This is a genomic window from Paenibacillus sp. D9 (genome assembly GCF_001188365.1).
Taxonomy (GTDB): domain Bacteria; phylum Bacillota; class Bacilli; order Paenibacillales; family Paenibacillaceae; genus Paenibacillus_O; species Paenibacillus_O humicus.
In genome coordinates, this window is the sequence record NZ_JZEJ01000001.1 from 5030464 (window position 1) to 5052446 (window position 21983).

The 21983-nt window shown below is 58.8% G+C and carries 18 protein-coding genes; 8 read left to right on the forward strand and 10 right to left on the reverse strand.

The features are described from left to right. Positions 1-125 precede the first annotated feature (125 nt). Together VE23_RS22475 and VE23_RS22480 are read right to left on the reverse strand one after the other, a co-directional pair. Positions 126-1577 (reverse strand): serine hydrolase domain-containing protein, encoded by a 1452-nt coding sequence (locus VE23_RS22475; RefSeq protein WP_048745119.1) that lies wholly within the window; start codon positions 1575-1577, stop codon positions 126-128. 368 nt (positions 1578-1945) lie between these two features. After that, on the reverse strand, positions 1946-2959 hold the full coding sequence (locus VE23_RS22480; protein ID WP_048745118.1) for a zinc-dependent alcohol dehydrogenase family protein: 1014 nt from the start codon (positions 2957-2959) through the stop codon (positions 1946-1948). 116 nt (positions 2960-3075) lie between these two features. Here VE23_RS22480 and VE23_RS22485 point away from each other — a divergent pair, with 116 nt between their 5' ends. Then, on the forward strand, positions 3076-3477 hold the full coding sequence (locus VE23_RS22485) for a winged helix-turn-helix transcriptional regulator (RefSeq protein WP_048745117.1): 402 nt from the start codon (positions 3076-3078) through the stop codon (positions 3475-3477). Positions 3478-3551: 74 nt separating this feature from the next. Here the strand turns inward: VE23_RS22485 and VE23_RS22490 are convergent, their stop codons facing one another. Continuing rightward, positions 3552-4925 (reverse strand): MATE family efflux transporter, encoded by a 1374-nt coding sequence (locus tag VE23_RS22490; RefSeq protein WP_332310181.1) that lies wholly within the window; start codon positions 4923-4925, stop codon positions 3552-3554. 141 nt (positions 4926-5066) lie between these two features. Continuing rightward, on the reverse strand, positions 5067-6101 hold the full coding sequence (locus tag VE23_RS22495; protein WP_048745116.1) for a LacI family DNA-binding transcriptional regulator: 1035 nt from the start codon (positions 6099-6101) through the stop codon (positions 5067-5069). Positions 6102-6550: 449 nt separating this feature from the next. Here VE23_RS22495 and VE23_RS22500 point away from each other — a divergent pair, with 449 nt between their 5' ends. The 7 genes from VE23_RS22500 to VE23_RS22530 all read left to right on the forward strand — a co-directional run bounded on the left by VE23_RS22500 (position 6551) and on the right by VE23_RS22530 (position 14577). Further along, entirely contained in the window at positions 6551-7885 is a 1335-nt protein-coding gene (locus VE23_RS22500; RefSeq protein ID WP_048744070.1) for a sugar ABC transporter substrate-binding protein, read from the forward strand. Between the two features lie 132 nt (positions 7886-8017). Beyond that, positions 8018-9352, forward strand: a complete 1335-nt coding sequence (locus VE23_RS22505) for a carbohydrate ABC transporter permease (protein ID WP_048744129.1) — start codon at positions 8018-8020, stop codon at positions 9350-9352. Continuing rightward, entirely contained in the window at positions 9349-10191 is an 843-nt protein-coding gene (locus VE23_RS22510; protein WP_048744067.1) for a sugar ABC transporter permease, read from the forward strand. The genes VE23_RS22505 and VE23_RS22510 overlap by 4 nt, the downstream gene beginning before the upstream one ends. Beyond that, positions 10188-11858 (forward strand): alpha-amylase family glycosyl hydrolase, encoded by a 1671-nt coding sequence (locus VE23_RS22515; protein ID WP_049869206.1) that lies wholly within the window; start codon positions 10188-10190, stop codon positions 11856-11858. Before VE23_RS22510 ends, VE23_RS22515 begins: the two co-directional genes overlap by 4 nt. A gap of 276 nt (positions 11859-12134) precedes the next feature. Then, entirely contained in the window at positions 12135-12548 is a 414-nt protein-coding gene (locus VE23_RS22520) for an SET domain-containing protein (protein ID WP_048744127.1), read from the forward strand. 350 nt (positions 12549-12898) lie between these two features. Continuing rightward, positions 12899-13588, forward strand: coding sequence for a helix-turn-helix domain-containing protein (locus tag VE23_RS22525; RefSeq protein WP_021881063.1), 690 nt, complete (start codon positions 12899-12901; stop codon positions 13586-13588). A gap of 17 nt (positions 13589-13605) precedes the next feature. Next, positions 13606-14577, forward strand: a complete 972-nt coding sequence (locus VE23_RS22530; protein ID WP_049869207.1) for an S-layer homology domain-containing protein — start codon at positions 13606-13608, stop codon at positions 14575-14577. 63 nt (positions 14578-14640) lie between these two features. Here VE23_RS22530 and VE23_RS22535 read toward each other — a convergent pair whose 3' ends face one another. From VE23_RS22535 to VE23_RS22555, 6 genes are all read right to left on the reverse strand, one after another. Beyond that, positions 14641-15732 carry an amidase domain-containing protein gene (locus VE23_RS22535; protein ID WP_049869208.1) on the reverse strand — a complete coding sequence of 364 codons (1092 nt, stop codon included), beginning with the start codon at positions 15730-15732 and terminating at the stop codon, positions 14641-14643. Positions 15733-16020: 288 nt separating this feature from the next. After that, positions 16021-16173: a hypothetical protein gene (locus VE23_RS26725; protein WP_157054026.1), complete on the reverse strand. Its 153-nt coding sequence runs from the start codon at positions 16171-16173 to the stop codon at positions 16021-16023. A 10-nt stretch (positions 16174-16183) separates the two neighbouring features. After that, a complete protein-coding gene (locus VE23_RS22540; RefSeq protein ID WP_048744061.1) occupies positions 16184-17959 on the reverse strand; it encodes an alpha-glycosidase in 1776 nt (591 codons plus the stop codon). Between the two features lie 173 nt (positions 17960-18132). After that, entirely contained in the window at positions 18133-19539 is a 1407-nt protein-coding gene (locus VE23_RS22545) for an FAD-dependent oxidoreductase (protein ID WP_049869210.1), read from the reverse strand. 508 nt (positions 19540-20047) lie between these two features. Continuing rightward, complete coding sequence (locus VE23_RS22550) at positions 20048-21250, reverse strand: MalY/PatB family protein (protein WP_069202515.1); 1203 nt, start codon at positions 21248-21250, stop codon at positions 20048-20050. A gap of 83 nt (positions 21251-21333) precedes the next feature. Then, the gene (locus VE23_RS22555; protein WP_021880664.1) at positions 21334-21936 is read right to left on the reverse strand and encodes an undecaprenyl-diphosphatase; all 603 of its coding nucleotides are present in this window, start codon (positions 21934-21936) and stop codon (positions 21334-21336) included. Positions 21937-21983: the final 47 nt, after the last annotated feature.

Below are 21983 nucleotides of genomic sequence, written 5' to 3' on the forward strand. Positions count from 1 at the left end.
AGGCGACTTGTCATCATCCTATTCCTTCGATTGTGGTGCTAAAGGGACATGCGGACGGGCTGAACGGGCGGATTTATCGCTGTGTTCGCAGCCGCCGGCTGGAGCCGAGCGGCTGTGCGCTCAACTCAGGCAATCGCAGCTGCATGTCCGGTCATCTTCAGCACCTTGCCAGGCTCCCAGGCGACGTTGGCCGAGAACTGAAGCTCGAGAGCTTCCCCGTCCAGCCGGCATTCGAAAGCATATGTGAACGGCGTCTGCACGTGCATCATTTCAATGCGCAGCGTCTCGGAATCCTTCCACGTGAAGCTGCCTTCCACGCGCTGCTCTGCGCCTTGCAAGAGGCTTTCGATCCGAACCCGACTGGATTCCCACCTGCCGCGCCCCAACCGAATGGCTTGATCTCCGAAGCGGTCGCTGCCGATGACGAGTTCGGCGCCTTGGTCCGTGAAGCGCAGCGCAATCGTTCCAAGCCCCAGCTCGTTCGCCTCCAAATGATAGATCCTTCCTTCCAGCTTCGCTTCATTCGGAGAGGAAGGCTCTGCCTGCGACGGGTCGATCCGGAGATCCTTCAGCCGCCCGGCGAGCTCAGCCTGCACCGCTGCTTCCGGCTCCAGGCTGCTGCCGGACAGGGCAGGCAGCAGCTTGTCCCATACGATGTCCAGCACGGCTTGCATATCGGCTACTCCGGAAGTGACAGCGAGCACCGCCTCCTGCTCCGGCATGACGATGCAATACTGGCCGAATGCGCCGTCGCCCCGGTAGGCGCCGTGACGGCTGCGCCAGAACTGATAGCCGTAGCCTTGCGTCCAGTCGTTGGCGCGGCCGTCGTCGTTGCTGATCTGGAAGCTCGTCGCCTTCTCGACCCAGGCTGCCGGCAATATTTGCTCGCCTTCCCATTCCCCGCGCTGCAAATACAGCTGGCCGAACTTGGCGATGTCCTCGGTCGTCAAGTTCAGGCCCCAGCCGCCGGCCGCGATTCCGCGCGGACATGTTTCCCACGTTCCTTCCGACAGGCCGAGCGGAGCGAACAGACGCGGCTTCAGATACGCGAGCAGCGGCTGGCCGGTGACCTGTTGAAGAATGGCGGCGAGCATGTAGGTCGCTGCGCTGTTATAGGCGAAGTGTGTCCCGGGGGCGTATTCGACCGGCTCCCGCAGAAACCCTTTGACCCAGTTGTCGTCCTTCTGCACGCTGCCGGTCACGTCGGCGGCATGCCCCGTCCCCATCATCAGCAGATGGCGGATCTCCATCGCGGCGAGGTTGTCCGACACCGTGTCGGGCACTTCGTTCGGAAAGAAGCCGATGACCGGATCGTTGACCGACAGCAGTCCTTCCGCTTCCGCAAGTCCGATCGCAGTCGACGTGAAGCTTTTGCTGAGCGAGAACAGCATATGCGGGTATTCCGGCCGATACGGCGCCCACCAGCCTTCTGCGGCCACCTGCCCGCGCCGAAGCAGCATGAAGCTGTGCAGCTCCACTTGTTGTTCCCGGACGGCGTCCAGGAATCCGATGATTGCCGATGACGAAACGCCTAGTGCTTCTGGTGTCGTTCTTGGCAGGCGAGCTTGATTTTCCATGATCCGATTCCTCCCGAATGGAAATGATATAAGATTGGCGTGCAGGATGAAGACGCTTTCAAACCGTTATGGAAAGCCTCGTGCTGGGCAAGATGTCTCGTATTTGCGGGTCCTAGCAAGAATGGTATCGCAATTGGATAATCGTGTAAAGCGGACGAGGGGAACGAATAAGCACCGGTCGGAAAGCAGCGCGGCTATCGTTTCTTATCTAAGAAACGAACAGCAAAAAGAAGCCGCCGGGAAGATCCCGTCCCGAACGGCCGCTTCTTGCCCGACATGCTCACAATGCCGATCCTGTCGTGCCGATGCCGCTTTCAAATTACGAGGCAAGAATAAGCTCTTCATCTGCCGTCTCCGGCATATCCGTCTTAGAATTTGATGGCGATCTTGCCGAAATAGGAGCCCTCGGCCAGATGCCGCAGCGCTTCATGCGCCTGCTCGAAAGGGAATACCCTGTCGATGGCCGGACGAAGCCCGCTGGCGGCGATCGCGCGGTTCATCGCCTCGAAATGCTCGCGGCTGCCGACATTGATGGCCTGCAGACGCGCCCTGCGCAGGATGGCGGGCACGAGTTCCAGTCCATCCACCTTGCCGCCGGAGAGCAGGCCGACGATGCTGATCCGTCCGCCGACCCGCAGCGCGGAGATGGAGCGGTTGAGCGTGGAGGAGCCTCCGACATCGACGATATGGTCGGCTCCGCGGCCGTCCGTCAGCTCCAGCACAGCCTGATCCCAATCGGGATTTCGCCTGTAGTTGATTCCGTGGTCGGCTCCCAGCTCCAGAGCCCGCTCCAGCTTCTCATCGCTGCCTGATGTGGCGATGACGACGGCTCCCAGCAGCTTGGCGAATTGGAGGGCGAACAGAGAGACGCCGCCGGTTCCCTGCACGACGACGGTGTCGCCTGCTTTCACTCCGCCTTCCACGACGACGGCCTGCCACGCCGTGACGCCTGCGCATGGAAGGGCGGCCGCTTCCACGTCGGACAGATGCTCGGGAACATGCACAAGTCCCTTCTCCGGAAGCACGACGTACTCGGCGAGCATGCCGTTCAATGGACTTCCGAGCGTGCTGCTCCAGTTATCCCGCGTCGGCTCTCCGGAAATCCAGCTTTGGGTGAAGATGCCCGCTGCCCGGTCGCCGAGCTTGAAGGCGGATACGCCCGTTCCGAGCGCCGCCACCTCGCCGACGCCGTCGGATACCGGGATGAGCGGAAGCTGGACATCCGGATTATAGGCGCCTTCAATGACGCCGATATCCCTGGAATTGAGGGTGGCGGCCTTGATTTTGATCAGAACCTCTCCGGGTCCGGCCGACGGGAGCCCGCGTTCCGCCGCATGCAGGTGCTGCAGTCCGAAGCCTCCTTGGATTTCATAGGTTTTCATGATACGGTCGCTCCTTTTGAATGGGAATAGACATACCATAAGGCAAGAAATAAAATGAAGAAAGTAGGCACTTTAAAGTGTACTGGGAACAAAAAAGTGCATGGGAGGCGAAGATTATGGCAACGGAGAGTCCCAACCAGGTCAAGCAGCCCGACATTTCCGTCACGGCCTGCTCGTACAGCAAGGTGCTGGAGATCATCGCGAGCAAATGGTCCGCGCTGGTCATCCATGCTCTGGAAGAAGGAAGCGTCCGTTACGGGGAAATGGGCAGGAGGATCGAGGGCATTTCCAAGAAAATGCTCACTCAGACGCTGCGGCAGCTGGAACGGGACGGGTTGGTCCGCCGGGAACTGGAGCCGTCGATTCCTCCGGTGGTCTCCTATGAGCTGACGGCTCTCGGCCAGACGATGCTCCTGCCCATGCAGGAGCTCAAGAAATGGACCCGGGAGCATTATTCGTCGGTTGAGCTGGCGCGGCGAAATTACGATCGCCTCCATTCGGCCGATGCGGATCATTGACGCCTCCGGTGGACATCAAAAAGCGGCAGCCGGGACGATATCGTCCTGAACTGCCGCTTTTGTTCATGCAACAATCAAGCCCGCGACGCAGCCGCAGCCAGCCTGCCCGGCTTCTGGATATGCCGCAGGCGGACCGCAAAGCCGATCGTGGCGAACGTGAGGCCGGCGGTGATGCCGACCCAGAAGCCGTATGGCCCGAGCTCCGTCCATCTCGCCAAGCCGTAGCCGAGGGGGATGCCGACGATCCAGTAGGAGACGAACGCGACTACGAACGGAATTGTCACATCCTTGTACCCGCGCAGGGCTCCCTGAAGGGAAGCCTGCGAGCTGTCGGACAGCTGGAACAGGATCGCGAACAGCAGGAAGGTGACCATCATGGAGGCGACCTCCGGTTCCTGGGTATACAGATTCGCGACCGTCGAGCGGAAGAAGTAGAGAAGGACCGCTACTGTTCCCATCAAGCCGACAGCGAGGCTGACGCCGAGCATCGCGTACTGGCGGGCATGCTTCTGCCGGCCGGCTCCGGCTTCATAGGCGACCATGATGGTGAGCGCCATGGAGATGCTGAGCGGAACCATGAACAGCAGCGACGAGAAGTTGAGTGTCGCCTGATGCGCCGCGATGGCTACCGTGCTGAACATGCCGCCCATGAGCAGCGTGACGACCGAGAAGATGCTCGCCTCGAAGAAGGTGGACAGTCCCATCGGCACGCCGATGCCGAGCAGCTCCTTCCAAGCTTTCCAGGATGGAGCGTACCAGCGCACGAACATCCGGTGGATCCGCAGCGCCTCCATCCGGAACGTCATCCAGACGCTGACGCCGAACACGAACCAATAGGTGATTCCGGTCGCGTACCCGGAGCCGACTCCGCCGAGCCGGGGCAGGCCGAAGTGGCCGAAGATGAGGCCGTAGTTCAGCAGGGCATTCAGCGGAATGGCGGTCAGCATGATCGCCATCGTCAGCCGGGTATAACCTTGCGCCTCCCAGAAGTAACGGAGCACATAGCTGCCGAACAGCGGCACGAGCCCGATGGAGAGCCCGATCAGATACTGCTTGGCGATGCGATGGACCTCGGCGTCCAGCCCCATCAGGCCGAGCACGGGCTCGACGGCGAAGAAGCCGGCGATCGCGATAAGGACGGTCATCAGCAGCGACAAGTACAGCGACTGGACGACGGGCCGGGAAATGCCGTCCGATTGGCCGCGGCCCATCATCTGGCTGATGATCGGCGTGACGGCGAACAGGATGGAGTTCATCCCGGTCATGATCGGCATGAACAGGCTGGAGCCGACGGCGACGCCGGCCAGGTCGTTCGTGCCGGCCCGTCCGGACATCATCGTATCGAGCACGCTCATGGCCGTGTAGCTGACCTGCGTAATGACAATCGGTCCGAGAATGGTCAGGAAGAGAAGAATTTTGCCGCGAAGGGTTGGAGCATGGTGCATCATAGCGATTCGTAACCTCCGATGGAGCCTTGCGACACGGGGGCGTATGTTGCCGAAACCAACTTAACAGCCTGGTGGAAAAGTGTCTGCTCATAAAAATAGACCTGCCATGGAAAGGCAGGTCTTTGTATTGTACCACATCGATCAGGATTTGGGGCTGATCCAGTGCATGGAAGATTCCCGGGCGATGAGGCGATGCGGGACGATGGTCCTGCGGCGCTCCTGCGGCTGCCCTTTGAGCGCGCCGACCAACGCTTGCGCGGCCGTGTATCCAAGCTGGTAGACGCCGATGTCGACGGAGCTGACCGGCGGCGAGGATACCGGCGACATCGGGTTGTTGTTGAAGCCGAAAATAGCCATGTCCTGAGGCACGTTGTAGCCGAGCTCGCTGAGCGAGCTCAGGATGCCGAACGCGACGAGATCGTCCATGACGACGAGCGCGGTCGGCCGCTCGGGAGTGCCCATGAGCATGGACATGACGCGGTAGCCGTCATCCTTGAGCTTGGAGGCTTCGATATGGTACCAGTCGGGACGGGGCTCGATTCCGGCCTCTTGCATGGCGGAGCGGTAGCCCTCGAACCGGTCGGACGATACGACCATCTCCAGCGGCCCCCCGACAAAGCCGATCCGCGTGTGGCCTTGCTGCAGCAGATGCCTGGTGACGTCATAGGCGGCTTGCCGGTTGTCGTTGTCCACGGTCATGATGTCGGGGAATTCAGGCGTGCGCCCGATCAGGACGAACGGGAACTTCTCCTCGTGAAGGAAGCGGACGACCGCGTCCTTGTTGCGCGATTGCAGCAGGATGATGCCGTCGACCCGCCTGCCCTTGACCAGCTTGGTCACGGCCTCGACTTCCTCGCATTCCGTCATGCCCGTCTTGAGCAGCAGATCGTAGCCGGAGCGGTTCGCCTGGCTGAGAATTCCGCGTGTAACCTCCGGGAAGAAGATGTCGAGGAAGGCTTCGTCGGCATTGCGGGGAAGCAGCAATCCGATCGTCATGGTCGTCCGGGAGACGAGGTTTTTGGCCATGGCGTTCGGATGATAGCCCAGCTCCTCCATGATTTCCTTGACCTTTTTCGACGTCGCTGCGCTTATTCTCGTGCTGCCGGATATGACCCTCGATACGGTCGAAGGCGACACTCCGGCTGCTTTGGCCACATCAATGATCGTTATGTTCATTATCTTGTCACCTGCGCAAACGTTTGTGTGTGAGGATCAAGCAAATTGTAAGCGTGAAGCAAAGAAAATGCAAGCCGGGTTCTCCCTGGCAGAGGTGCATGGTTATCCCCTCTACAGCAATTTCGAGCAAATAGAAGGAAACCTAAGAATAAGGGAGCGAAAAACCGGTTTCCCAAAGGTTTCCCAACGAAATTGCCCGAAAACAAGAGTGCAAACGTTTTTACAAGAGAATGAGGCGGCGGGTATGATGGAATCAATCCGATTGACTTGAAGCGCTTTCAAACAGGCAATCGTTCGGAAATCGGCATTTCTTAGGTAAGAAGACTCTTCTTCCGTACAAACGTTTGCGCTTTTGTAGGGAAATGCCAACGTATGGACGCCTATATTGTGGAGTGCAGGAGGGCGCAATCGGAATATCATCGAACCAGCTGGAAGGGGATCAGTAAAAAATGAACAGATGGCAAAAGCTCGCCGCCTTCGCGACGGTATGCACCTTGTCCGTATCACTGGCCGCATGCGGCAACGGCAACGATAGCAGCAACAATGCAGGCACGGAAAGCAACACGGGAGCCGTCAACGAACCGGCAGCCAACGCTGCAGGAAACACAGGCGGAGACACGGCCGATGCTCCGGCCATCCAGCCTGAAGAGGGAGCGAGCCTTCTCGTATGGGAAAGTAAAGAAGAGAGACCATTCACCGACGAGATCGCCAAGGAATTCACGGCGAAATACAACATTCCGGTCAAGATCGACGAAGTCGCTACGACGGATCAGGTAACCCGCCTCCAGACGGACGGTCCTACCGGCGTCGGCGCCGATGTCATCGTATTCCCGCATGACCACCTCGGCCGCGCGGTGACGGGACAGATGATCCTGCCGAACGAAGAGTTCGGTGCGGAAACGACTGCGAACAACACGGAAAACTCCATTCAAGGCGTAAGCTACGACGGCGTTCTGTACGGCTACCCGCGCGCTGCGGAAACCTATGCCCTGTACTACAATAAATCGCTCGTTCCCGAAGCTCCAAAAAGCTTCGACGACGTCATCGCCCTGGCTTCCAAGCTGAACGATCCGGCTAAAAACAAATACGCCCTCATGTGGGAAGCAGGCAATACTTACTTCAACTATCCGTTCATCGCCTCCACCGGCGGCTACCTGTTCGGCAAGAACGGCACCGACAAGACGGATCTCGGCATGAACAACGACGGCGCCCTGGAAGGCATGAAGGTCTACCAAAGCCTGAAAGCCATCCTGCCGATCAAAACCGGCGACGTGAATCCTGACATCAAGCGCGGCCTGTTCACCGGCGGCGACGTGGCGATGGACATCAACGGTCCTTGGGAACTGAGCACGTACAAAGAAGCCCTCGGCGACAAGCTGGGCGTAGCTCCGATTCCTATGGTCGCAGGCAAGCCGGCCGTATCCTTCTCCGGCATCAAAGCCTGGTACGTCAGCTCCTACAGCCAGTACCCGAATGCAGCCAAGCTGTTCGCCGAGTTCGCATCCGACAAGAAAGCCCAGCTGCTGCTGAACTCCAAGGTCGGTTCCATTCCGACGAACAAGGAAGCTCAAGCCGATCCGCAAATTACGGGCGACGAGTACGTGAGCGGCTTCATGGAGCAGTTCAAGAACTCCCAGCCGATGCCTAACATTCCGGAAATGAACAACGTGTGGTCTCCGATGGAAGCCGCCTTCACGACGGTATGGAATGACAACAAGGATCCTAAGGCCGCTCTCGACAACGCGAAAAAGCAAATCGAAGAGCTCATCGCAAGCAACGGCTAAAGCTCTCCTCGGCGGCAGCCGAGGCCAAGGCCAGAGATAGAAATACACAAAAGAAAGGTTCACGCCGCCCCGCGCGCCTCCGTGCGCGCGGAAGGCGTGAACCTTCATTTTAGGAGAAGGAGAGAAGGCATGATGTCTTATCAACCGGCTGTACAAACAGAGAAGCCGCAGGCGTCTGCGCGCGGAAGAATGGCAGCCCTGCTGTCTCTGCTGTGCGCGGGCCTCGGCCAGCTCTATAACCGGCAATGGATCAAGGGACTCATTCTGCTCGCCGTCGAAGCGGCAGCCGTACCGTTCTTTGCAAGCAAGCTCGGCCATGCCGTCTGGGGAATCTGGACGCTTGGCGAAACCAAACGCAACATCGGCAAGAAAATCATGGGAGACAACTCGACCATCCTGCTGATCGATGGTTTGATTGTCCTCTTGCTGTTTGCTCTGTTCCTGCTCGTCTATGTGCTCAATATTAAAGACGCCTACAAAGTGGGTTCCCAGATCGAAGCCGGCCGCAAGCCGAACAGCTTCATCCAATCCCTTGCCTATATCCGGGACAACAAGTTCGCCGAGGCGTTTCTGGTCATTCCCGGCATCGGCGTCCTGTTCCTCACCGTCATGCCGATCATCTTCATGATCATGCTCGCGTTCACGAATTTCTCCGCGCCCAACCACCTTCCGCCGGCAAGCCTGGTCGATTGGGTGGGCTTCGACACGTTCAAGAAGCTCGTCACGCTGAAGACATGGAGCCATACGTTCTACGGCGTCTTCATCTGGACGATCATCTGGGCGGTGCTTTCGACGGTCACGACCTACTTCGGAGGCTTCCTCGTGGCGCTGATCATCCAGCAGTCCGATATCAAGCTCAAGGGACTGTGGCGCACGATCCTGATTCTCCCGTACGCCATCCCGCAGATGATCTCCCTGCTCGTCATGCGCAACCTTTTCAATGGCCAGTTCGGTCCCATCAACCAGTACCTCGGCTACTTCGGACTCGGCAGGGTGCCGTGGCTGACCGATCCGATGTGGGCCAAGGCGACCGTCATCATCGTCAACATGTGGGTCGGCATTCCGGTCTCCATGCTGCTGATCATGGGCATCCTGACGACCATTCCGAAGGATATGTACGAAGCCGCCGAGGTCGACGGAGCGAGCATGTGGCAGAAGTTCCGCATCGTGACGCTGCCGATGGTGCTCTTCTCGACGGGGCCGATCCTGATCACCCAGTTCGCCGGCAACATCAACAACTTCAACGCGATCTTCCTGCTTACCGACGGCAACCCGGTCAAGGGCGACTATCAATATGCGGGCGCGACCGACCTGCTCGTCACCTGGCTCTACAAGCTGACGCTCAATCAGAACCAATACGCGTTCGCTTCGGCGATCGGCATCATCATCTTCATCCTGGTCGCATCGATCTCGATCTATAATTACCGCAGAACCCGTTCGTTCCGGGAGGAGGATATGATCCAATGAACCGCAAAACTAGCAAAGTCTTCCGGCTTGCCTTCAGCTACCTGTTCCTGGCCATCGCCTGCGTATGCGTGCTCTACCCGTCGATATGGGTTATTCTCGCTTCCTTCCGGCCGGGCAAATCCCTGTACAGCAAAACGCTGATTCCGGAAAAATTCACCCTGGACCACTACCGGGAGCTGTTCACCTCCAAGAGCTTCCTGTTCGCGGACTGGTACATGAATACGCTCAAAATCGCGCTGATGACGATGGTGCTCGGCACGCTGCTCGTGCTGCTGACCGGCTACGCCGTCTCGCGCTTCCGTTTCAAGGGGCGCCAGAACGTGCTGTCCGTCGTCCTCGTGCTGGGCATGTTTCCGGGCTTCATGAGCCTGATCGCCCTGTACATCCTGCTCAAGTCGTTGAACCTGATGGATACGCATTTCGCGCTTGTGCTCGTCTACTCCATGGGAGCCCCGATCATGGGCGCCTTCCTGGCCAAAGGATTTTTCGATACGATTCCGAGGTCGCTCGACGAAGCCGCGCGGATCGACGGAGCGAACAACGTGACGATCTTCTTCCGCATCATGCTGCCTCTCTCCAAGCCGATGCTGGCCTACCTGGCGCTGACGCAGTTCGTCGGTCCTTGGGTCGACTTCATCTTCGCGAAAATGGTTCTCCGCACCCGGGAAAACTTCACGGTAGCGGTCGGCTTGTATGAGCAGATCTCTTCCATGCAGAACAGCAACTTCACGCTGTTCGCAGCGGCTTCCGTGCTGATCGCGGCTCCGATCGCCATTCTGTTCATGTTCATGCAGCGCTTCTTCGTCGACGGCCTCACCGCAGGAGCGAGCAAAGGATGAAAAGCTGGCCGAAATGGCTTGCCGCAGGCATTCTGGCGGCATCTGTGCTGTCCGGCTGCGAATCCGGGTCCGGCATGAATTCCGATCACGCCAACAACGGCAAGGAAGCGGAGAACGCTGCTGGAGGCGCTCCTGCGCCAAGCAAGGCTCCGGCTGCATCTCCAGCGGCCTCTCCCGCAGCCGCCGCCGTAGACGAGCAGCCCTCCACGGTGTGGTACGAAATCTTCGTCCGCTCGTTCTATGACAGCGACGGAGACGGCATCGGCGACTTGAACGGCGTCACCGAGAAGCTGGACTATGTGAAAGAGCTCGGCGCGGAGGGCATCTGGCTCATGCCGATCAATCCTTCCCCGAGCTACCATGGCTACGATGTGACCGACTATCGCGCCGTCAACAAGGATTACGGCACGATGGACGATATGAAGCGCCTGCTGGCGGAAGCTCACAAGCGCGGCATCAAGGTGATCATGGATCTCGTCGCCAACCACAGCAGCACCGACCATCCATGGTTCATCGACTCCGCAAAAGGAAAGTCCAGCAAGTATCGGGACTGGTACACTTGGGCCGAGGACCAAGGCATCGAGAAGCCCGCAGCGGTGAGCGCGACCAACGGCCAAGCGTGGCACGAGAAGAACGGCAGCCATTATCTCGGCGTATTCTGGGAAGGCATGCCCGACCTGAACTACGACAATCCCGATGTGCGCGCCGAGATGGTCTCGATCGCCGACTTCTGGCTCGGCGCCGGCGTGGACGGCTTCCGCATCGACGCGGCCAAGCATATCTACGATGACTTCAACACCTCGAAGTCCGATCCGCAGACAGCGGCGAAGAACAAGAAGTGGTGGCAGGAATTCCGGACGGGCATCATGGAGAAGCATCCGGACGCCTATCTCATCAGCGAGGTGTGGGACGGCCCGGGCACGATCGCGCCTTATCTCGATCATGCCTTCAATTCCTCCTTCAACTTCAACCTGAACGATTCCATCCGCAGCGCGGTCGCCGCCGAGCGCGCGCCGGACATCGCCGGCAGCCTGGACCGGGTCTACAAGGCGTTCGAGAAAAGCTCGGACGGCTCCTTCGTGGATGGCCTGTTCATCGGCAATCATGACTTCGACCGTCTGGCCAGCGCAGCCGGCAGTCCGGAGCATGCGCGGATGGCGGCGCAGATCGAGCTGACGCTGCCGGGCAACCCGTTCGTCTACTATGGCGACGAGCTCGGCATGAAGGGCGCCGGGCGGGACGAATTCAAGCGGCTCCCGATGCGCTGGCATTCCGCCGGCAGCGGCAAGGGCCAGACGACCTGGCAGAAGGATCTGGCGAATCCGGCCTCCTCGGGCGTGACGGTCGAGGAGCAGGAGAAGGATCCTTCCTCGCTGCTGAGCCTGTACAAGATGCTGATTCAGTGGCGCGCGGCTGAGCCCGCTCTCCGGGATGGCGGCATTGCGCCGTCGACTGTGAAGGGCGACGGCATCGAAGCCTACGAGCGGCTGACCGCCAAGGAGCGGGTGCTGGTCGTCCACAACCTGAAGGGCGCGGCCCGGAAGGTGCAGCTGGACGAGGCGACGGCCGCAGCCTATGGCGCCGTCGCGCATGGCACTTCGCCGGAGAGCAGGCTTTCCGGAGGCGTGCTGGAGATGGCTCCCTACAGCACCGTCGTGCTGAAATAACTTTGGTTTGGCCGGGGCAGACAGCAGCGTTCCGCCAGCATGGCTTCGCTTTTACAAGCCTGGACAGATAGCTGTCTTGAACGGCCAATCCTTATGCACGTACAAGCACGGACAGGACCGCAGGCGCTGGCGCCCGCGGTCCTGTCCGTATTTGCCGATCATGGGGGCCTTAAGGTACAATTAGGCTTTCAAGCCGGTCGTTTGCAGGGCTTCGCCGCGGAATCCCCGCGCCGGACATCCGGCTTCAACTTATTTCGGAAGGTACAGGTGACAGGCATGCTCGAAGTTAAAACCTCGCCGATCAGCGGGGGAGAATTCCGGCGGGGCGTTTTCGCCACGCAGGACATCAAGAAGGGCGAGCTGATCCATGTCGCTCCCGTCATTCCCTATCCCAATGAAGATCACGAGCATATCGAAAAAACGATCCTCGATGATTACGTCTACAACTACGGCGCCAACCATACGGCGATTCTGCTCGGTTTCGGCAGCCTGTTCAATCACTCGTATACGCCCAACGCCACGTACGATATCAACTTCGACACGCACAGCTTCGATTTCTTCGCCTATACGGACATCAAGGCCGGCGATGAAGTCTTCATCAACTACAACGGCGAAGAGGACAACATGGACCCGCTCTGGTTCATGGAAGAGGATGAGGAAGGCGATACGGACGATCAAGAAGCGAAATAATACCGTGAAGGACAGGCGGGTCGCTCGGCTCGGCATATCCGTACAGGCAAGTCATATCTTGCTCCACCAAAGGGTGCACGGCAGGCGAAACATCGCCGCTTTGCGCCTTTTTGGCTTGCGTTCCGGTCTCGGCAGAGAACGAGGTCGGTCTTCGGAATTTTGAATCCATTATTTAACAATATGTTTCTGTTTAGGCATCTACTACTTTAGAACTTGATTTCAATGAAATTGATTTTTTGGTCCTATTAACATTATTAGTAAAAAAATTTATGTTGAGAGAGAAACATAGAAGGCCGCTGCGGCGTCAAAAGAACGGACTAAGCCGGCGAGCCGAAGAAGGGAGTCGAAAGATGCCCATCGCCGTGGTCACAGACCGATTCGAGAAGGGACAGTTTTTGTGCCGATTGTTTCGCGAAGCCGTCTGCATGCTTTATTCGGCCAGCAAGCTGCTGGAGGAAGGAGAGTACACCCTTGTCATTTTCGTCGTCGACCGTATGGGAGAGGAGGAATGGAATCATCTCAAGAGTTTGCTGGAGCTTGGCATCGAAACCTACCTGATGGTTCCGGAGCCGCTGTCCAACGAAGAAGCCGCCATGGCCCATGATGCGGGAGTCGGACAAATTCTTCATCAGCCGCGGCCCGGCTTGCCGCCGTGGCCAGAGGAGAATCTCTCGGCCATGGAACGGGTCGGCAGGTCCTCGGCTTCGATTGCCGGCGGTGTCATGGATGTAGGCTGCGGAATGGTTTTTCATCCCGAACAATGCTGGGTAGGCGACGGAAAGGAAACGCGGGTGGAGCTCTCCGAGAAGGAAGCCTGCCTGCTGGCGTACTTCATCCGTCATGAAGGGAAGCTTATTACCAAGCATGCTCTTGCCGCCGAGCTGTGGGGCGGGTTTATTCAGCCGAGCGGCGTCTTGAAGCTCATCAAGCGGTTGAAAACCAAGCTCGGTCCGGCAAGCGTCACCATCTCATCACGAAGAGCGGGAGGCTGTTTGTACACCAGGGAACCATCCGGTCCAGGAGGCATTGCCCACTTTTAAGCCATGGAGGGTTAAGGATGAATTCAAATAAGAAACGTTTGGCAGCGATGCTGGCAGCTTTTGGTCTCTTCGCCTCTATTGCGGGCCAAGCGATGGCTGCGGAAGCAGGCTTTAATGATGTGAAGAAAAGCTACTGGGCTTATGACAGCATTCAGAAAGCAGTCGCAGACGGAATCGTAACCGGTTATCCCGATCATAGCTTTCACCCCGCTCAAAGCGTCACCCAGAGCGAGTGGCTGGCGATGCTGGTACGGGCTTATCAGCCGGCGGATGTCAACCAGCCCGGCTCAGGCTCTCCGTGGGATTCCGCTTATGCGGCCTATGCCAAAAGCAAGGGGTGGAAGCTGCTCCCTGCAGGAGGCGTCTTGACCCGCGGCCAGGCGGCGAGCCTGGCAGTCAACGCGTTCGGCCGGAACTATAGCCAGGACGACTCCGTGCAATACCTGCTCGACACCGATCTGGCCAGCGGCCAGAGCCGGAAAACGGTAGCCGGTTACGGCAAAGAGAAGCCTTTGACGCGGGCGGAGGCCGTCACGTTCATCCTGCGTCTGAAGGAGAAGCTGCCGGAGCTGAAAGCGGCGCCGAAGGACAAGCAAAGCTATGACCGGAGCGAAAACGTGTTTGTCTATCGAAACGAGCCATACAAGTTCACTCTGGCGATGCCGCTGAGCTGGAAGAATGCATTTGAGGTCGAAAAGGCTGCTGATAAGGATATCTTATCCTTTACAAGAGTGCCTAAAAGCCGTTTTGGAGGCATTGTTTTTGCCATCTCCACAAGGCCGAAAGAAGAATGGGAAGCCAACAAAGAAAATGTGATTGGCGAATATGCCAATCTTCATGTTCTTGGCGAGCTGGAGGGTCAGGTATATGTCTTTGCGCCTCCAACGGATGTGGAGTGGGATCCAGAGGACAAGACAGAAACGGATGCCTATCAAAAAATGGCCAAGGAAGCTTTCCGTTTCTGGTCGACATTTGAGTTCATCAAGTAGGCTGCAGGCGGGCGTACGGCCAAGGGGGGAGGCTTTTCGCCTCCCCCCTTGGCCCGTTTCCGCTTAGGAATTGAAAACATAGAATTCATATGCAGAAGTTGAGAAAGTGGCGAAAGAGTGCTTCAACCGATCCGTCGTGTGGGCGCTGTAAGTCATGGTTGTCCCGTCATTGGCGACAACCATCATGACATGGGAGTTGCCTTGTTGAATATCATTGATGATCCCTCCAGCCGCAGTGGTCGTTTTTGTCGCTTTTTTGAAATACCCCTTGGTTCCGACCATGTAATCCATAAGTCCGTCATCTCTATTTTGTCCGGTATTTATCCACGCGATCGTGTAAGGCTTCCAAGTCGTATCGGTCGGGATACCGCCCGCTTTCAGCGCCTGCGAGACGAAGTTGGCGCAGTCGTTGTCGTAATACGTGCCGTATTCTTTGGTATTGTATTTAGTCGGATCAGGGTCTCCCGGCGATCTTTCGGAAGTCCATTTGTTGGCGTAATCCCGGGCGGCCAGACGGTCGTAGGTGACGGCCGCTGCGGCTGCCGAGGGCTTGACGGAGATGGAATCCGAGGCGGCTGCGGACAAATCCCGTTCTCCGCTCAGCGCAAGGGCGGATGGCGATGCCGGCACGAATGCAGACGCTGGAATCCAATCCTCCACGTTCTGGAACTCCAGCTTCAACGTGGAAGCTTCAATAGCCCCATCCTTTACTTGAGCCGTGAGCAGGAAGGAGTCGTTTTGCTCCTGCTTGGCGCCAATGTATTCCTGGAATTCCTTTTTCCTCTTTTCCACGTAGCTCTCGGCTTGAGCGGCATTCCGGTCTTTGGACAGCTTGAGCGTTTCCGCTCCCTTCATGAGGCCCTGCACGTAGGGAATTTCCTCTACAGACTTCGATCTCAGCGTTTTAACCAGATGAATGTCGATTTGGGCGCGGAGCATTCCATCCGTGATGCTGAACGACTTGGCATTGGAATCATAGGCGTCGATGGTGTAATAGGGGGCATAGGCTTTCTGCACATAATCCTGCACCGTTTGAGCGGCAGCTGCCTGAAGAGCGGAATTGGGGCTGGCGTCCGGCGCAGCGATCGCCATAGGGACGGAGCTGACAAAAAGGCCGACAAGAAGGGAGAGCATGCCTGTCCGGTAGAAGTTCAAGCTAAAACCTCCTTAGGGGGATAATTTCGATTTAATTATATAATAAGGAATAAAATGTAAGAATATAGGGATAAAGGATGAACCATGCCCTGAGCAACGCCCAAGCATGGACAAAGCGTCGCCGACGGATGGAAAAGACTTTCTTTGACATGTGCACATAAGGCTTTCACGATGTGCTCCCGGCCTTGCGTCATCTGCATGATCGTGGCCGCAAGATTTCTTGGGATCTTCCGAGAAGCGAAAAAGGCGTCCCGCTCTCGTCATCAGGACGGAACGGGACGCCTTTGCTTACGGGATCCGCCGGATGCGGGCATACAAGGCCAACACCGGCATGGGCAGGACGGCAGACGCTGCCAGCGAAGCTCGGATGGCGTACCTGCTGCCGATCCATCCTGCGATCGGTCCGCCGGACAGCTGGCCGATCGCATCGCCCTGGCTCACCTGGTTTTGCTTACAGGCCGACGACGACCGGGTTCGCATGCGGCGCCGAGCGCAGCAGCGCGAAGCCGTGAGCAGGCAGCTCGATCTTCAGCTTGCCGGCTGCAGCGGCATGATTCGCGCCTCCCAGCAGCTCGGTCCAAAGGCCTTGCTGTACAGGCAGCAAGGCGGAAGCGGCTTCATCGCCCGAGTTGACCGCGATCAGGAAGTGGTCATGCTCGTCCTTGCGCTCGATGACGAGCAGATTGTCGCCCTCGGCCGCATGGACGAAGCAGAGCGTGCCGCCGCTGCGGAGCGCTCGATGCTCCTTGCGGATGGCGATCAGCTGCTGGAAGTGGCGGAACAGGTTGCGGTCCTGCTTGTCCTCGTCCCATTCCATGCATTTGCGGCAATCGGGGTCGCCGTCGCCGTCGAGGCCGATCTCGTCGCCGTAATAAACGCAAGGCGCTCCGGGGAAGACGAACTGGAGCAGAGTAGCGAGCTTCATCCGGTCCTTGCTTCCGCCGCACAGCGTCAGCAGGCGCTCGGTATCATGGCTGTCAAGCAGGTTGAACGCGGCTTCGTTGGCCTGGTCGGGGTAGCTTGCGAACAGCTCGCCGATCTTGTGGGCGAATACCTGTCCGTCGATGACGCCCTTGGCGGCGTAGTCCACGACGAGCTTGGTGAGCGGGTAGTTCATGACGGCGTCGAACTGGTCGCCTTGGAGCCAAGGCAAGGAGTCGTGGAAAATCTCGCCGAGGATATAGGCATCCGGATTGACGGCCTTGATCGTCTTGCGGAAGTCGCGCCAGAAGTGCATGTCGACCTCGTTGGCGACGTCAAGGCGCCAGCCGTCGATGCCGATTTCCTCGATCCAGTATTTGGCCGCGCCGAGCAGATACTCCTTCACTTCCGGATGCTCCGTGTTCAGCTTCGGCATCAGCGGCTCGAAGGCGAACGTCTCATAGGTCGGCAGTCCGTCCTTGACCGCGATCGGCCACTCCATGACATGGAACCAGTCCGCGTACTTGGATTTTTCGCCGTTCTTCTGCACATCCTTGAAGGGCAGGAACTCCTTGCCGCTATGGTTGAACACCGCGTCGAGCATGACACGGATGCCGCGCTCATGGCAGGCGTCGACAAGCTGCTTCAGCAGCTCGTTCGTGCCGAAGTGGGAATCGACCTTCATGTAATCGGAAGTATCGTACTTATGGTTCGTCGTAGCCTGGAAAATCGGATTGAAGTAGATCGCCGTGATGCCGAGCTCCTGGAGATGATCGAGATGGTCGATGATGCCTTGCAGGTCGCCGCCGAAGAAGTTGTCCGGCTTCGGCACGCCGCCCCAAGGCAGCACGCCTTCGGGATCGTTGGAGGTGTCGCCGTTGGCGAAGCGCTCCGGGAAGATCTGATAGAAGACGGCGTCCTTCACCCATGCAGGCGGCGCATAGACGTCGATGGCGTTCAAATACGGGAAGTCGAACATGCCGTTCGGGTCGAGCGGCTCATCCTCGCGGAAGCCTTTCTCTTCGAAATAGAGCTCCTCTCCTCCGGAACGGAGCAGGAAGGCGTAGCGCAGACGGCGCAGGGAAGGCTGGACTTCGGCCTGCCAGTAATCGAAGCGGTCGTCGCTCGGCAGCTTTTTCATGACGAGGCGGGAGACGGTGCGGTCCCAGGCGTATTTGTCTCCATGGACGAGGATGACCTCGTCCATATCGTCCTTTTTGGTGCGCAGGCGGATATGGATGGTGCGGGTGTCGTAGCCGTAGGCCCAGTTGGCCTTCGGGCGGTGGAGAATGGACTCAAGATTCATGCGGCGCAAGCCTCCCTAGAGATGGCAAAAGCAAGTCACATGCAAAAAAAGGCACAACCGGGCGCGAAGATTGCTCGCGAGGTTGTACCTTACTTTTCAGCGGGTAGCATTGCCTTTGTCTTTGCACCGATTATACCTTATTCCCGGCTGCATTGACAATACGGCGGAGCAGCTTATGCGGTTTTCCGGACGCCTTCCTTGGGCTGGGCGTCATCTGCAGGAGCCGCTTCCGCCGCGGCCTCGGCTCTCTGGCGTTCGGCTGCATGGCCCGCTTTGTTGAGCAGGTTCCACGGATGGTTGTAATGCGGCTGGAAGAAGAAGTCGGCATAGGCGAGATCCTCCGCCGTCATCCGGTTCTGGATGCATACCGACAGCGTATTGGCGGCCTGCGTGAGATCGGCTTTCGACATGACCTGTGCTCCCAGTATGCGTCCCGAGTCCGATTCGTATACAAGCTTGAGCAGGACATCCTCATAGTCGGGCATGAATTCCGGACGGCTGGCTTCGCGGACCGTTACGGCGGCCGCGGCGATTCCCGCCGCCAGGGCAGCTTCCTCGGTCATGCCGGTCGAGGCGATGTTGAGATCGAACAGCTTGATGCCCGACGTGCCCTGCGTGCCCCGGTAGCGGACGAGCGGCTCCAGCAGGTTTTTGCCGACGAGCGTTCCCATCCGCACCGCGTTGGTGGCCAGAGGAATGTACGCCTGCTTGCCCGTAGGGTTGTAGCGGACAGCACAGCTGTCGCCTGCCGCCAGCACGTCGGGGTTGCTCGTGCGCATGTAATCGTCGACGAGAATGGCGCCGTTGTCCAGCATGTCGATCTGCCCCTTCAGCAGGTCCGTGCCGGGGCGGAAGCCGATGCAGAGCACGACGAGATCGGCTTCGTAGCTGCCGCCGGCGGTCATCACCCGCCGCACGCGGCCGTCCTCCCCTTCGAAGCCGGTCACCATCTCGCCGAGGGCCGTTTGGATGCCATGCCCGGCCAGCTCCTCTTCGGCCAGGGAGGTGAACTCGGCATCCAGATACTTGGCCATGACGCGGTCCATATTGTCGAGCAGGACGACTTCCTTGCCGAGCTCCCGGAACGCTTCGGCCAGCTCGATGCCGATGTAGCCGGCGCCGATGACGGCTATCCGGCGCGCTTCCTTCGAGCGCGAGATGATTTCCTTGGCGTGGAAATAGTTTTTGCACAGCTGAATGTTGTCGAGGCCGATGCCGTCCATAGGGGGGACGACGGGCCAGGAGCCGGTCGTGACGACCAGCTTGTCGTAGCTGTCCATGAACTCCTCGCCCGTCTCGAGGCTGCGGACGGCGAGCGTTTTGGCCGCCGTATCGACCTGCACGACCTCATGCAGCATGCGGGTCGTGACGCCGAGCTCCGCGAGCTGCTGCGGCCGGCTGTAGAACAGGCTGTCGGGATCCTTCACGACGCCGCCCACATGGAGGGCGATGCCGCAGGACAGGAACGAGATGTTGTCATTGCGTTCGTATACGGTGATTTCGGCCTGAGGGTGTTCGGCGGCGATCGTCTTGACGGCGGCGGTGCCGGCATGCGTACATCCAATAACGGCTATTTTCATCGTGAATTCCTCCCGGAAGGTTTAATTCGATTTAATTGTGAAATAAATCACATACTAGCCGATAAAGCTGCGGCCTTGCTTCCACGAGCCGGTGTGAGAGAGGCCTCGGCCGGATAAGATCGGCCAGCGTGGTTGGGATGGGCAAGACCGCCGCAATAAGTTGTGAAATAAATCACAATCTCTTCATGGCTTTATCTTACACCTGCCGGAAAGGGAATGCAATAGGCGCAGACTCCGGGAATATTGCGAATTTGTGACATGCCGCGGAACCCATGTGCCGGCTGTTTAACGCCGCGGAAACCGATAGTCAATGCCGAATAGGATAAGGCTTGGAAGCTGCCGGGGAGCTTGGGCGGAAGCCCGGGCTGCCGCAAGCAATCCGGAAGATCACAGCGTCGTCAAGGCTTGCGCAATGACGGCTGCGGCCGACAGCAACGCCCCTCGCGCGGCGCGCGAGGGGCGTGGGAACTTGCGTCCTTATGGACAGGGGACACGCTCTGCGACCGGGTTATTCCGGCTTCGCCAGCTGGCCGGACCGAAGCCGCCGCACGGCATCGTCGAGACGGGACATCGCTTCCTCGAGGATGGAGCGCGGACAAGCGGCGTTGAGCCGCATATGGTCGGCGCCGCCGCTGCCGAAGGCCGTGCCGGCGCTGAGCTGAAGCCGCGCCTCGTCGAGGAAGAAGCGGTGCAGATCGGCATCCTGCATTCCCAGTCCCGAGCAGTCCAGCCAAAGCAGGTAGGTGCCCTCCGGCAGCTTGACGGATATTTCGGGAATATGCTCTTCGATATATGAAGCCACGTAGGCCAGATTGCTCCGGATGTAGGCCAGCGCCTCCTCCAGCCATTCCTCGCCTTCTCCATACGCGGCTTTGGCTGCGGCGTAGCCGAAGACGGAGATGGAGCCGAGCGAGCAGCGGCGCAGCTCCTCGGTAATCTGGCTGCGCAGTCCGTCATCCGACACGATGATGTTGGACGTATTCAAGCCGGCGATGTTGAAGCTCTTGCTCGGCGCCGTGCAGATGACGGAGCGCGAGGCGGCGGCAGCGGACAAGGAGGCATAGGGAACGAAGGCTTCCTCTCCATGGACGAGATCGCCGTGGATCTCATCCGACACGACCAGGATGCCGCGGCTCAGACAGAGCTCCGACAGCCTGTCCAGTTCGGCCCGGGACCAGACCCTGCCGACGGGATTGTGGGGATGGCACAGGATAAGCATTTTCACGGAGCCGTCGGCCGTCATTTCCTCCAGCTCGTCGAAATTGATGCGGTAGGTGCCGTCGGAATCGAGCAGCAGAGGGTTGAGCGCGAGCTCTCGGCCGTTGTCCGAGACGATGCTGTGGAACGGCGGGTAGACGGGAGGCTGGATGACAATCCGGTCTCCAGGCGACGTGCAGGCGCGGATGATGACGCCAAGCGAAGTGACGACTCCGGGACAGAAGCGGATCCATCTCGGATCGACCTCCCAGCCGTGGCGGCGCCCCATCCATGCGGCAACCGCTTCTTTATAGGCGGAGGAGATGTTCGTATACCCGAGAACTCCTTGCGACAGGCGCTGCTGAAGCGCCTCGAGAACGGCGGGCGGCGCGGCGAAGTCCATGTCCGCCACCCACAGCGGCAGAATGTCTTTGCCGGGATGAAGCCCCCACTTCTCGGAGGAGATGGAATCGAACGCATGGAGCTGGTCAAAACGCGATGATGGGTTGGTCATAAAGAGAACGCCCCTTTCCTATGCCTTGCCTTGCAGACGGCAGTTCTCTCTATTATAAGGCTTGAATCGAGTCTTGGCTTCCTTCAGGAGGACTGCTCCTTTCCCTCCTCGGCCGGCTGAGGCATTGCCGTATTCCGCACCAGCCTTTGATACTGCCTGATGAAGGGAGCTGAAAGTGCATCGATGCGTTTTCTCAGCCCGAATACGGCGAGAGCTGCAAACAGTGCAAGAAGCGCAGCGCCGGCGATATCGGCGGGGTAGTGAACGCCGACAAAGACGCGGCCGAGTCCGGTCAAGACCGCCATGGCGAGCAGCAGCAGGCCGGTGCGCCGCTTGACGAACAGGACGCTGACGGCCAGCGCGAAGGCGAGCGTGGAGTGGTCGCTCGGAAACGAAGCGTCGGCAGCGTGCGCGACCAGCTGATGCACATGCACGGAAGCGACGAATGGGCGCGGATGATTTACGGCGGGCGAGATCAGGAAAATGCCGACCAGCAGCGCGAGCGAGGCTGCCAAGCTGGCTTGGAATACCGCCTTTTGATTGTGCTCGCGACCTGTAAGCCACAGCAGAGCCAAGATGCCGAGCATGACGAATACGAGATATTCCGCACAGAAGATCATAAGGCTGTCCAGCCAGGCATAACGGCCGGCCCAACCGTTGATAAACTCGAAGATTTGTTCATTCATGGATGATCACCTTTCGCATAATGAGGTTAGATTCCACTATACGAAGC

Coding starts and splice junctions, on each gene's coding strand:
- VE23_RS22475 (WP_048745119.1), bottom strand. CDS start 1,577: ATGGAAAATCAAGCTCGCCTGCCAAGAACGACACCAGAAGCACTAGGC.
- VE23_RS22480 (WP_048745118.1), bottom strand. CDS start 2,959: ATGAAAACCTATGAAATCCAAGGAGGCTTCGGACTGCAGCACCTGCAT.
- VE23_RS22485 (WP_048745117.1), top strand. CDS start 3,076: ATGGCAACGGAGAGTCCCAACCAGGTCAAGCAGCCCGACATTTCCGTC.
- VE23_RS22490 (WP_332310181.1), bottom strand. CDS start 4,925: ATGATGCACCATGCTCCAACCCTTCGCGGCAAAATTCTTCTCTTCCTG.
- VE23_RS22495 (WP_048745116.1), bottom strand. CDS start 6,101: ATGAACATAACGATCATTGATGTGGCCAAAGCAGCCGGAGTGTCGCCT.
- VE23_RS22500 (WP_048744070.1), top strand. CDS start 6,551: ATGAACAGATGGCAAAAGCTCGCCGCCTTCGCGACGGTATGCACCTTG.
- VE23_RS22505 (WP_048744129.1), top strand. CDS start 8,018: ATGTCTTATCAACCGGCTGTACAAACAGAGAAGCCGCAGGCGTCTGCG.
- VE23_RS22510 (WP_048744067.1), top strand. CDS start 9,349: ATGAACCGCAAAACTAGCAAAGTCTTCCGGCTTGCCTTCAGCTACCTG.
- VE23_RS22515 (WP_049869206.1), top strand. CDS start 10,188: ATGAAAAGCTGGCCGAAATGGCTTGCCGCAGGCATTCTGGCGGCATCT.
- VE23_RS22520 (WP_048744127.1), top strand. CDS start 12,135: ATGCTCGAAGTTAAAACCTCGCCGATCAGCGGGGGAGAATTCCGGCGG.
- VE23_RS22525 (WP_021881063.1), top strand. CDS start 12,899: ATGCCCATCGCCGTGGTCACAGACCGATTCGAGAAGGGACAGTTTTTG.
- VE23_RS22530 (WP_049869207.1), top strand. CDS start 13,606: ATGAATTCAAATAAGAAACGTTTGGCAGCGATGCTGGCAGCTTTTGGT.
- VE23_RS22540 (WP_048744061.1), bottom strand. CDS start 17,959: ATGAATCTTGAGTCCATTCTCCACCGCCCGAAGGCCAACTGGGCCTAC.
- VE23_RS22545 (WP_049869210.1), bottom strand. CDS start 19,539: ATGAAAATAGCCGTTATTGGATGTACGCATGCCGGCACCGCCGCCGTC.
- VE23_RS22550 (WP_069202515.1), bottom strand. CDS start 21,250: ATGACCAACCCATCATCGCGTTTTGACCAGCTCCATGCGTTCGATTCC.
- VE23_RS22555 (WP_021880664.1), bottom strand. CDS start 21,936: ATGAATGAACAAATCTTCGAGTTTATCAACGGTTGGGCCGGCCGTTAT.